Source organism: Vibrio galatheae (assembly GCF_000967545.1).
Classification (GTDB): domain Bacteria; phylum Pseudomonadota; class Gammaproteobacteria; order Enterobacterales; family Vibrionaceae; genus Vibrio; species Vibrio galatheae.
The window spans coordinates 32,855-45,365 of record NZ_JXXV01000004.1 but is presented as its reverse complement, the minus strand read 5'-3'; the positions used below and the strand labels follow the sequence as shown (position 1 = coordinate 45,365).

Annotated in this window: 10 protein-coding genes; 8 read left to right on the top strand and 2 right to left on the bottom strand. The window is 45.8% G+C overall.

Going from position 1 to position 12,511, the window contains the following annotated elements:
• Window position 1 precedes the first annotated feature (1 nt).
• Window positions 2-925, bottom strand: a complete 924-nt coding sequence (locus TW81_RS00875; protein WP_045953841.1) for a histone deacetylase family protein — start codon at window positions 923-925, stop codon at window positions 2-4.
• 797 nt (window positions 926-1,722) lie between these two features.
• Between TW81_RS00875 and TW81_RS00870 the strand changes: the two genes are divergently transcribed.
• From TW81_RS00870 to TW81_RS00835, 8 genes are all read left to right on the top strand, one after another.
• A complete protein-coding gene (locus TW81_RS00870) occupies window positions 1,723-2,730 on the top strand; it encodes a LacI family DNA-binding transcriptional regulator (RefSeq protein ID WP_045953840.1) in 1,008 nt (335 codons plus the stop codon).
• Between the two features lie 10 nt (window positions 2,731-2,740).
• Window positions 2,741-3,985 carry an extracellular solute-binding protein gene (locus TW81_RS00865; RefSeq protein WP_045953839.1) on the top strand — a complete coding sequence of 415 codons (1,245 nt, stop codon included), beginning with the start codon at window positions 2,741-2,743 and terminating at the stop codon, window positions 3,983-3,985.
• A 61-nt stretch (window positions 3,986-4,046) separates the two neighbouring features.
• Window positions 4,047-5,036: a carbohydrate ABC transporter permease gene (locus TW81_RS00860; RefSeq protein WP_045953838.1), complete on the top strand. Its 990-nt coding sequence runs from the start codon at window positions 4,047-4,049 to the stop codon at window positions 5,034-5,036.
• Window position 5,037: 1 nt separating this feature from the next.
• Window positions 5,038-5,919 (top strand): carbohydrate ABC transporter permease, encoded by an 882-nt coding sequence (locus TW81_RS00855; RefSeq protein ID WP_045953837.1) that lies wholly within the window; start codon window positions 5,038-5,040, stop codon window positions 5,917-5,919.
• A gap of 14 nt (window positions 5,920-5,933) precedes the next feature.
• Entirely contained in the window at window positions 5,934-7,283 is a 1,350-nt protein-coding gene (locus tag TW81_RS00850) for a GH1 family beta-glucosidase (RefSeq protein ID WP_045953836.1), read from the top strand.
• Complete coding sequence (locus TW81_RS00845; RefSeq protein ID WP_045953835.1) at window positions 7,283-8,377, top strand: ABC transporter ATP-binding protein; 1,095 nt, start codon at window positions 7,283-7,285, stop codon at window positions 8,375-8,377. Before TW81_RS00850 ends, TW81_RS00845 begins: the two co-directional genes overlap by 1 nt.
• A gap of 128 nt (window positions 8,378-8,505) precedes the next feature.
• Window positions 8,506-9,522, top strand: a complete 1,017-nt coding sequence (locus tag TW81_RS00840) for a LacI family DNA-binding transcriptional regulator (RefSeq protein ID WP_045953834.1) — start codon at window positions 8,506-8,508, stop codon at window positions 9,520-9,522.
• Window positions 9,523-9,526: 4 nt separating this feature from the next.
• Window positions 9,527-10,522, top strand: a complete 996-nt coding sequence (locus TW81_RS00835) for a DUF3080 domain-containing protein (protein ID WP_204243967.1) — start codon at window positions 9,527-9,529, stop codon at window positions 10,520-10,522.
• Here TW81_RS00835 and TW81_RS00830 read toward each other — a convergent pair.
• Window positions 10,519-12,474: a DNA topoisomerase III gene (locus tag TW81_RS00830; protein WP_045953833.1), complete on the bottom strand. Its 1,956-nt coding sequence runs from the start codon at window positions 12,472-12,474 to the stop codon at window positions 10,519-10,521. The two genes, TW81_RS00835 and TW81_RS00830, sit on opposite strands and share 4 nt — an antisense overlap.
• Window positions 12,475-12,511: the final 37 nt, after the last annotated feature.

Below are 12,511 nucleotides of genomic sequence, written 5' to 3'. Positions count from 1 at the left end.
TTTAACTTCCAAAAACATGGAGCGCTGCCCGAATGAGTTGCATATGAATCGGGACTAGGTCTTGATGCTGACTACGATAACCGCCACCCACCACGCAAGCGATAGGCAATTGCTGTCGCTTGGCAAGTTGAAACATAAACACGTCCCTTGCATAGATGCAATCGCTAGAAACATTGAGGTAACCCAGCTCATCATCTTGGTGAATATCGACCCCAGCATCATAGATAATTATATCCGGTTGATGCAGATTCACCGCCATCTCGACCACACTTGTGAAGGCCAGCATAAATTCTTCGTCTTGCGTCTCTCTTGCCAGTGGCACATCGAGATCAGAGTCTGGTTTACGCGCTGGAAAATTTTTATCGCAATGGAAAGAGAGCGTCACTATCGAAGGGTCGCCATCGCACAAGGTTGCGGTGCCATCTCCGTGATGCACATCGCTGTCGACAATCAAAACCTTGTCTATGCCCTCTAGCGTCAACGCTCTCTTTGCTGCCAATACCAAATCATTCACCAAACAAAAGCCACTGCCAAAGTCACGATGAGCGTGGTGATAGCCGCCACTCAAATGGATTGCAATGCCCTGTTCAGCCGCTTGATGAACGGTTTCGCATGTCCCACCAGCCGACGTTAACGTGCGCTGAATCAAGGCTTCGCTCCAAGGAAATCCAATTCGACGCATCTTAGGCGCCGCTAGCAGTCCGCTGGTTAACTGTTGGATATAGTCAGGACAGTGCACCTGATTGACTTCCTCTAACCCCAAGGGAGCGGGCTTGATGTAGTCAAAAGTACGTTGCCACACAGGATCAAAACTGCGTAATTCTTCTATCGCTTCAAACAAGAGACGGTATTTATTGATCGGATAACGATGCCCTTCGGGTAAAGGCAACTGAGAATAGATAGGATGGTAAATGAGCGGGATCATAACTGAGCAACGTAAACATAGTTGCCGATAGAGTACCAGTTTGTGAGTGTAGTGAAAAACACACTGGCGACGAGAGTGCTTCTTATACTAAGCACTCTCCACCAGTCATTGATAACTTCAATCATATTGCGGACTTAGCTTGAGAACAAAATCGGAATCAAACTGAAACCTTTCACTATTATGAAACCTTTCACTATTATGAAATCTTTCAAAATTGCCTGATTTAACGCATACAGAATCAAATACTTTTACGTGATGTAGAGACAAAAGGGCCAAGTACAACAACGGTAACGGCAGATACTGTCGCGCTGGGTGCCATGTTCGAAGCTTGGTGGTAACCACTAATACTTTTCAATTTTTTGCTAGCGAAAGGCAGCATTGCGCTAGCAGTATTAAATTAACTCCAGCTTCATTGAGCCGCATCAAGCGGCTCTTTTTTATTTTTACCGACTGATGGCGTCGCTAAAAACTTTGTAGGTAGGCCAACTAGCGGGCTGCAATCTATGCCTTGCTCCAAGCAATTTCCCCTGCGCAATTATCTGAACACTTACTTATCTTGATTAGTATAAATAGCGAACCTAAGAGTATACAAAATAACCACTCTGTGAAACGGTTTCATAAGACAATATCAAACTGCATACTGCTTCATCCTTTAATAATTCAGGTAACTTAGCGCTAATTTGAGTGTGACCACTCTCACGTAACCAAGAGTTCAGATCTCTAATAATGGCCTCATGAAAGCGGTTTCGAATCAAATTACTAATACGAAACTAGCGAACTCGTTGTAGAGGTGTTGAGTGGCAACCATCAAAGATGTATCTGAATATGCAGGTGTTTCACAAGCAACTGTATCGCGCGTTATCAATGGCACTAGTCGTGTTAGCCATGACAAGAAGCTCAAAGTTGAAAAAGCGATTCAGGTACTTGGCTACCGACCAAATTCGATTGCACAGGCTCTCGCATCTAGCCGTACAGGCAGCATTGGCATCATTGTTCCTGAGCTAGGCGGTCCATTTTATTCAGGCATTTTACACAACCTAGAAGAAAAGCTGCGTCGTTTGGGTTACCACGTAGTCGTCACGGCAGGTTCGAACACTGAACAAGGCCAGCGCGAGTCGGTTGAATTTTTACTTGGGCGACGAGTAGATGCCATGATACTCCATACTCAGCACCTCACCGATGACTACTTAACCGATCTCGAAAACAAAGGTGTCGCACTGGTTCTGGTCAATCGGTTCATTCCGGAGCTGGCGCAAAACTGTATTGAAATAGATAACGAATTCGGTGGTCAACTGGCTACCGAATACTTGTTGCGAATGGGGCATCGCAACATCGCGTGTATCACCGGCCCTCTGGACAAATCTGATGCGCGGGGGCGTCTGCAGGGTTACCGCAAAGCCATTGAAAAGGCGGGAATCATGTTCGACGAAGCATTGGTTGCAGAGGCCGGTTTTACCGAAGAATCAGGAGTCAGTGCGATGCAAAAACTCCTTAAGCGACAGCACCCATTCACCGCCGTATTTGCCTGCAATGATCACATGGCTTTCGGCGCCTTTGAGGTATTGAAAGAGCACGAAATTCAAGTTCCTGAGCAAATTTCATTAATTGGGTTCGATGATATTTTATTTGCTCGATATATCACGCCACCTCTTACTACAGTCAATTTCCCTATTGAGCAAATGAGTGCCGAAGCAGTTCAACTGGTCATTCAAATTCTCAACAAAAGCAAGCGAGATGTGAACTTCAGACTGTCACCTACCCTAGTGCCAAGAAGTTCAGTAAAACAACTAAATAAAGTCAATTAAGGACAATAAGATGAAACTCAAAACCCTAACAATTGCCACTGTTACCGCACTTGGAATGGCGACAACAGTTAATGCTGCTGATACCAATATTCGCTTTGATGGTTTTCCAGATTTCGACAGCAGTTTAAAAGTGATACTGCCTGATTTCGAAAAAGAGACAGGGATTAAAGTCGATTACCTAATGAATAACCATGGTGACCACCACACTAAGCTAACAACCAACCTAGCGACAGGTTCAGGCGCTGGCGACGTTATTGTTGTTGATGTTGAGAAGATTGGTCCTTTTGTCGCATCTGGCGGACTGGTAAACCTATCTGAGCAATATGGTGCAGATAAATACGCAGAAAGCTTTGCACCATACGCGTGGGCGCAAGGGAAAGGTTCAGACGGCGACATCTACGGTATGCCAGTCGACTTAGGTCCAGGTGTAATGTACTACCGCACGGACGTCTTTGAAAATGCAGGTGTTGATGTCAAGCAAGCCATTACAGACTGGGATTCGTACATCAAAGCAGGTGAAGAACTCAAGAAAAAAGATGTTTACCTCATTGCCTCGGCGGCTGACGTGGCTCAAGCAATCATCTTCACTACCGTCCCAGAAGGTGAAGGCCTCTACTTTGATGCCAAAGGTGAGCCTGTGGTGACTTCAGAGCGTTTTGTTCATGCATTTGAAGTAGCGAAAGAAATTCGTGATAAAGGCTTAGATGCCCGCATTCTAGCTTGGTCTAACGAATGGTATGAAGGCTTCCGAAATGGCACGTTTGCGACCCAACTTTCTGGGGCTTGGCTGCTAGGCCATTTGAACAACTGGATTGCACCTGAAACTGCAGGTAAATGGGGCGTTTCTCACTTACCAGATGGAATCTATGGCAGCTGGGGCGGTTCATTCCTGTCTATTCCAACTCAGTCACAACATCAAGATGAAGCATGGAAACTGATTGAGTACATGACAACACGCAGAGACATCCAGCTAAAACACTTTGAAACTATCGCGGCCTTCCCAGCCAATACTACAACATACGATGACGCCTTATTCCAAAAAGAAGTGCCATTCTTAGGCGGACAAAAAGCACGCTTATTGTTTGCTGATGTTGCGAAAAACATCAAGCCAGTCGCTCCAGCTAAAGGTGATCACGTCGCTCGTTCCATCATTTTGGAGAATGCTCTAATGGAAGTTCTTGATGAAGGAAAAGACATTAAGACTGCCCTGAAAGAAGCCGAGCGCATGATTAAACGTCGTACTCGCAATCTTTAATTGGTTACTTGTTTGGTAAGAAAGGAAGGCGGTTACGCCTTCCTGACTAGAGGTCGTTACTATGAATCATACCGCGAGCAAGGTTATGGATAATTCACAACAAGAAAGCCTTTTTTCTCGCCTGAGTTTGAAAGCGCTTACACCGTATGGGTTCCTGCTGCCGTTTTTGATTATTTTTTCTGTATTTGGGATCTTCCCACTACTCTTTTCTATCTATTTGTCATTTCACGAGTGGAACCCAGTCGAAGGACTAGGTGCAATGGATTACGTTGGGCTAGAAAACTACTATATTGCCCTAACTGACCCTTGGCTTTGGCGCTCACTAAAAAATACGCTTTGGCTTGCTATCACTTCGGGTGTCGCTCAACACCTTGTCGCGCTACCTGTCGCCTATATTTTAGTTTCACTCGGTGACCGTTTCCGCCACTGGTTAACATCGGCGTACTTTCTACCATTTATTACTTCAACGGTCGCTGCATCGCTGATTTTCTTCAACATGTATTCACCAAACTCAGGGATCATAAACCAAAGCTTAATCGCATTAGCAGATAGCTCGCTATTGGGCTGGGCGTTCTCTTGGGTCAATGACTACCAACCTATTCGTTGGTTAGATGATGCTACTTTAGTCAAACCTTCAATCGCGATTATGGTGTTTTGGAAATACACGGGTTTCAACCTTGTGCTCTACACCACAGGCTTAATGACGATTCCGAAAGATATTCTCGAAGCCGCTCGTATGGATGGTGCCAATGCGTGGCGACGTTTCTGGAGCATTTCACTACCGATGATTCGCCCATTTATTTTCTTTGCTGTCACTATGACCATCATAGGTAATCTGCAGCTCTTTGAAGAGCCATTTGTTCTAACGCGTGGTACTGGTGGTACGGGTCAATCAGGTTTAACGATTTCTATGTACCTCTACAAAGTGGGTTGGGAGTGGTTAGAAATGGGCACAGCATCGGCTATTTCATGGCTGCTATTTATGCTGATAGCCGGTTGTACTGCTATTCAATTCATCTTCTTTGGTAAAAAAGGCTTAGGAGAACAATAAGATGACAACTAACTCTATGACTTCTCCTCGTTGGAAACCAAGTGAACGTAGCGTTGAGCTATTGACTAAGCTATTGATGGCCTTACTCGCAGTAGTGCTGATTGTATCTGCCATTATGACCGTATTTCCATTTCTATGGTCGGCATTGTTATCCACACGCGACAGAACAGAGATTTTTGGTTCTGGCATCAGCTTTGCCATCGGAGACAGCTTAGCAATCAACTATGCCAAGCTATTAGAAATTATGCCTTTCTGGCAGGCGATGTTTAACTCTATCTACATTGCTTTTCTGGGCACCACCATTTCGCTGCTGTTTTGTAGCATGGGTGGATACGCTTTCGCGGTCTACAAATTTAAAGGTAAGACCCTGCTATTTGGCATGTTGGTTGGTTCAATGATGATCCCTCCGGTGTTGAGCCTTATCCCGTATTTCATGATCGTCAAATTCCTTGGTTTGCTCGATAACCATCTCGCGGTGTGGCTGCCTTTCACCACTACACCGTTTGGCATTTTCTTAATGCGTCAACACGTGGTGGCCTCGGTGCCAAAAGAGCTGCTAGAAGCTGCTAAACTCGATGGAGCAGGTGAATTCAGAACATACTGGAGTGTCGTTCTGCCACTGATGAAACCGGCGTTGGCAACGCTTGCTATCGTACAGTTTGTGTTTTTCTGGAACATGTTTATGCAGCCTTTGGTTGTACTAACGACACCAGAAAACTATGTCATTACGCAAGCACTGCGCAGTGTACAAGGCATTCCAAACACACCTTGGGGGGCTGTCATGCTTGGTACGACGATCTCTATTCTCCCACTGGTGATCACTTATCTATTTGCATCTAAACAAATGATTAGCGGCCTGACGTCAGGCGCAGTTAAAGGCTAAAAAGGTTTATAACAATGAATAAATTTCAACTTCCATCAGATTCAAAATTACGTCGCCCAGAGTTCTTATTTGGTGTCGCTACCTCCTCTTATCAAATTGAGGGTGGAGCTCAACTTGGCGGGCGTACCCCTTCCATTTGGGATACTTTTTGCAACAAACCAGGTGCCGTTGACAACGCCGATAACGGTGACGTAGCGTGCGACCATTTCCACCTTTGGCAGCAAGACATTGAGATGATTCAAGGGCTGGGTGTCGATGCGTATCGACTATCAATGGCTTGGCCAAGAATCGTTCCTCATGATGGTCAAGTCAATGAAGAAGGGCTGAAGTTTTACGAACAAATCATTGATGAGTGCCACGCACGTGGCCTGAAAGTGTTTGTAACCTTATATCACTGGGACTTACCACAATACTTAGAAGACAAAGGTGGCTGGCTCAACCGCGAAACGGCCTACAAGTTTGAATATTACGCCCAAGTGGTTAGCGAATACTTCGGCGACAAAATTGATTCATACGCCACATTGAACGAACCATTCTGTGCATCATACCTAGGTTATCGTTGGGGAATTCACGCACCAGGAATCAAGGGAGAGAGAGAAGGGTTCTTATCTGCGCACCACCTGATGCTTGCCCACGGTTTAGCCATGCCGCATTTACGCAAAAACGCACCAAACTCCATGCATGGATGTGTATTCAATGCTACGCCAGCGTACCCACTCAATGACAGTGATATCGCAGCCGCTGAATATTCTGATGCGGAAGGTTTTCATTGGTTCATGGATCCGGTGCTAAAAGGTGAATACCCTCAGGCTGTCCTAGATCGCCAATCCCACAATATGCCCATGATCTTAGAAGGTGACCTCGATATTATTCGCAGCGATTTAGACTTCATTGGCATCAATTTTTATACCCGTTGCGTCGTACGATTTGATGAAAACGGCGATATCCAAGAGGTACCACAACCAACCAATGAACATACCTTCATTGGTTGGGAAATCTACCCTCAAGCCCTGACCGATTTATTGCTACGTCTGAATGAACGTTATGACAACCTGCCACCGCTCTACATCACAGAAAACGGAGCAGCGGGTGAAGACAACTGTGTGAACGGTGAAGTCAACGACCAACAACGCGTGATGTATTTCCAAACTCACCTTGAGGCATTAGATGCAGCTATCAAGGCTGGCGTGAAAGTTGACGGTTACTTCGCATGGAGTTTGATGGACAACTTTGAATGGGCTTATGGTTACAAACAGCGTTTTGGCATTGTTCACGTCGATTACCAGACCCAAAAACGAACACTGAAGCAAAGTGCCCTCGCTTATCGCAATATGCTACTTGAACGCAGAGAGGAGAATCAGTAATGGCTAAGGTGGAATTCAAAAATATTAAGAAGTCTTACGACGACGTTGAAGTTGTAAAACATTTCGACTTTACCGTTAACGACGGCGAGTTTGTGGTATTCCTAGGACCATCGGGGTGTGGTAAATCGACCACCTTACGCATGTTAGCGGGTCTTGAGAGCATTACCGCTGGTGAGATTCTTGTTGGTGACAAGCTAATGAACAAAGTCGATGCCAAAGACAGAGACTTAGCAATGGTGTTTCAAAGCTATGCACTCTACCCGCACATGACGGTTTACGAAAATATCGCCTTCGCTTTGAAACTGAAAGGCATGGCCAAAGACAAGATTGACAGCGAAGTACGCAAAGCAGCCAAAATGTTGGAACTGGATCCTCTGCTTGATCGCAAGCCTAAAGAGTTGTCTGGTGGACAACGTCAACGTGTGGCTATGGGGCGCGCTATGGTTCGAACGCCAAAGGTCTTCTTGTTTGATGAACCGCTGTCAAATTTAGATGCAAAACTCCGCGGAACAATGCGCGAAGAAATTAAGCAGCTTCATCGTGAATTGAAAACCACCACCATCTACGTGACTCACGATCAAATTGAAGCAATGACACTCGCAGATCGCATTGTCATTCTTAAAGATGGCTATGTCGCCCAAGTTGGTACACCAACAGAAGTATTTCAGCGCCCTGCCAACAAATTTGTTGCTCAGTTTATCGGTAACCCATCAATGAACATGCTTGATGCACAATTGATAGGTGAAAATGATAATTGGCAGATTGAACTCGGTGACGTGCGTATTCCACTGCCGGAGCGTTTCCATGCCCACGCGTCCAAGAACCTAGCGTTACATTTTGGCGTTAGACCTACCGACATTCATTTGCGGGCAGAACAGGTCGATCATAACCGAGTAATTCCGTTACCGGTTAAAATTAAAGATAAAGAGTTGCTTGGCGCCAGCATCCTACTCAAAACAGAAATCGCCGGACAACCATTAATGGTCGAAACACAGGCTGCAGAAGTGGATGTCAGTGAGTTAACACTCTATTTAGACTTAGATGCTATTCACCTCTTCGATGCGCTGAGTGAAAACTCTTTAGCGAACTTCTAACCCTTAGCGCAAGCTGGCGTGGATACACGTCAGCTTGCTGTTCGGGTTCTCATTGGCTTCACCGCTCAGTCGATCTCATATACACTCTTTTTATGTGAAACACTTAGCTGACACTGGTTTTATTTTTAATGAAATCAAGAAAAAACAAATCTCCGTCAATTTATGATGTTGCTAAATTAGCAAACGTCTCTCCGAGTACGGTTTCTCGCTTTCTCAATCGAACCACTTATGTATCAGATGAGAAAAGCACCCGCATTGAGCTGGCAATTAAATCTCTTGGATACCAACCGAATTACAGCATGAATCAGGGCCACAATACCCGTTCAATGACAATTGGCGTGTTGGTTCAGAATCCAGAAAGCCCACATACCAGCCGTATCCTGAATGACATGGAAAAGGTCTTGAATGGGCAAGGCTACTCTTTGGTTATCGCCACGGGTCATTGGAAAAATAAACTTGAGTCTCATGCCCTAGATTACTTAGCGAAAAGCAATGTCGATGGCGTCATCATAGTCACGGGGAGCCTAACTGAATCGCAAATCCACGAGTACGCTAAAACCATTCCTGTCGTCGCGGTTGGCTACGATGTCATCGGTGAAAACATTCGTTGTATTAATATCGACAATGTTCTCGGTGGTTATATGGCCACGCTTCATCTGCTCCAGCAAGGTCATCTCAATATTGCTCATATCAAGGGACTATTAAATCAACCCGATGCGGTCGCCAGATTTGTCGGCTACAAAAATGCCTTACAAGAAGCGGGCATAAAGATTCAGCCAAAACTGATCAAACAGGGAGACTTTAGCAGTCAGAGTGGTTACGAGTTAACCAAACAACTGATTGAATCTAAAAGTCACTTTAGTGCGATTTTTGCTTCTAATGATCAAACTGCATATGGTGTAATTAAAGCTCTCCATGACCATGGATATCGTGTACCTGAAGATGTATCAGTGGTGGGTTTTGATGATTTGCCTACCTCCTATTACTTTACGCCAGCGCTGACAACGATGCGCCAACCTGTGGAAGAGGTCGGCGTGGTATGTGCAGAATCAATTCTCAATCTGCTGAGTGGGAATCGCCACCAAGCCCGTCTTCCACCAATTGAATTGATTGTCAGGCAGTCGACCAAATCCATTTTTCGCTAAAATTATGATGCTGGAAAAAAGAGGTTTCTCGTCTGAAAAAGTGGTGATTATTTTATCATCCTTACTACTCATCGCCTGTACGGATACCACGCCTAGTGGCGTATTCGATGACTACCTCACCCGTGTGGCGAGAGTGCAACAAGCGCCGCTAGTGGAAGCGACTGCGAACAGCTATATCGACCTAGCCCGTAAACGTGAACTGTTTATCGAGATTCCACCGATTTCTATTGGACTACTCGATAGCTATCAACTCAGACAGTGTGGATTATTCCATCTTATTGCCGAGAAAAACTCTGTGCTTGGCAAGGTGGAGGATGAGTTTCGTAATTACGATTATCAGCGTGCGGTGTTAGAGGGGCTTTCTCGCTGTATACAAAGCGATGCGATTGAACAAGATCTCAAAATCAAACTGACCGAGATTAAGCAGCAAAAACAGGCTCAACTTCACCTCCATCAGTGGAACCTCATCTACGCTAGTAACGCAATGCAGCAGCAGTTAAAGGGTAGCCAGTGGCTTGACTCCGATCTTGGACAAACAGCAACGGTGATCAATCAGGCGCTGACCACACTGAGTTTAGCGTTTGAAAATAAAGGAAAAGAAACAGCGCAAGTACAGGAAATCTTAGAAAAGCAGCCGTTTGTCGGCAAACTAAACTACTCTCTTGCTCAAGCCACTCATCAGTTAAACCAAGTGACTCGCCAACTACTTGTCCACGACCAACAAATCATCTGCGCAGAAAATCGAGACAAAACCAAGTTTCGCTATTTGAACAATGTCTTCGAGCAGCAATATATTGGCAGAGTACAACCCTATATGGCTCAGCTCGACAGCTACTATCAAACTCTGGCGACAAACTTAACCCTGTTTGCACCACAGCCAAGTATCCATGCCTATGTCTATCCATTGGAACAAAATCATCTCGCCTTTCGCCAAGCAATTCGTCGCCACGTCGATTACTGGCAATCACTGTTTAAACGCTGTGGGCGCCAAGTGGGTTAAGGGCGCTTTTGCCTAGGTTTTGCTGACGTTTTTTTACCATAACTACCCTTTTTACGCTTATATGCTGGGCGTTCCACTTTAGGCAGATGACGCAGTGATTCGGGTACGTCTCCGCTGCGAACTTGAGTCATTAATCCATCAATACGTTGTTGAAGCGCCTGCATAAAAGGTTGATAAGCTTGATTACGCTCAGCCATCCCCTGCAGTTGATGTTCCCAATTGGCGGTCATGTCAGGATAGGTCGACTCAGTTGGCAAGGCGTGAATCAAGCCTCTACCCGCTGGTGTGCTTAAAATCGACTTAGCTTGGCGCTGGAGTAGCTGCCTTTTAAACAGGGTATCAAGAATACCCGCACGAGTGGCTTCGGTGCCCAGTCCATCGGTCTCTTTTAAGATTTTTTTCAGTTCTTTATCTTCAACAAAGCGCGCGATACCTGTCATGGCTTGCAGAAGGGTGGCTTCTGTAAAGTGTTTTGGCGGCTCGGTTTTGCGATCTTTTATCTCGCCTTCGCGGCAGGTCAGCGTGCTTCCTTCAGGCAAGGGAGGAACGGTATCGACACCGCTCTCTTCTTCATCAGCTTTGCCCATCAATGCTTTCCAGCCAGCAGAAACCAGTTGTCGACCTTTGGCAATAAAAGTGCCACCTGCAATATCAAACACCAATTTGGCTTCGGCATACACCGCGGCTGGGTAAAACTGCATCAGGTACTGACGGGCAATCTGTTGATAGATTTTCATCTCGTTACCTGACAGGCCGTTCACAGCCGCCTTTTTTGGAGTGGGGATAATCGCATGGTGTGCATCGACTTTTTTATCGTTCCACGCTTTCGACTTGAGGCTCAGGTTCGCTCCGCCAACCGCATTATTGAGTTCTTTGGCGTTATTACCAATCGCATCACAAACACTGCTCGCCTGAGCGTAATGCTCTTGCGGAAGATAACGACAGTCGGAGCGCGGATAGGTGATCAATTTATGCTTTTCATACAATGACTGACAAGTATCTAACACTTGTTGCGCACTCATACCAAAACGCTTGGCGGCATCAATTTGCAAGGCAGATAATGAATAAGGCAAAGGTGCAGATTGCTTGGTCTGCTTCTGCTCTGATTCAACGACAGTGGCTGGTTGATTGGCAATCCGATTGGCAACATTTTCCACCAACTTACGGTTAAGCACCCGACCTTCTTCATCTTGCCACGGCTTGCACGCCTCGCTCGGTTTCCAACGAGCCCGGATATCAAACTGTTTAGCGCCATCTTGATATGGAATAAGAGCATGGAGGGTAAAATAGTCACGCGGAACAAAGTTTTCGATCTCTTCATCACGCCTAACGACCAAACCAAGCACGGGGGTTTGCACTCGACCCACAGACAATACACCTTGATAGCCAGCCTTTTGCCCCAGCAAGGTGTAAGCACGAGACATGTTCATACCATACAACCAATCTGCGCGAGATCGGGCTAAAGCAGAAACCGATAAAGGGATAAAATCGCGATTGCTGCGCATTTGACTCAGCGCTCGTTTAACAGCGGGGAGGTTTAAGTCGCTAATCAACAAACGTTGCACGGCTTCTTTTTTGCTTTTACTCACCTTACAGTAATCCAGTACTTCATCCACCAGCAATTGCCCTTCTCTATCAGGGTCTCCGGCGTGGACAATTTGATTGGACTCTTTAAGTAGCTTTCTTACTACGGTGAGCTGCTTGCTGGCTGACTTGCGCGGCTTTAGTTGCCACTGCTCTGGAACGATAGGTAAATCGGCGAGATTCCACTTTTTGTAGCGCTCGTCATAAGCATCTGGCTCAACTTGCTCAAGTAAATGACCAATACACCAAGTGACCACATCACCGTTGCCACAGCGAATAAAGCCTTGATCGTTTTTCTTTGGCCCAGGGAGCGCTGCGGCGATAGCACGGCCTAAACTAGGCTTTTCGGCAATAAACAGACGAGACATAACGTAAAACTGGCTGGATACAATAAGGGCCACATTA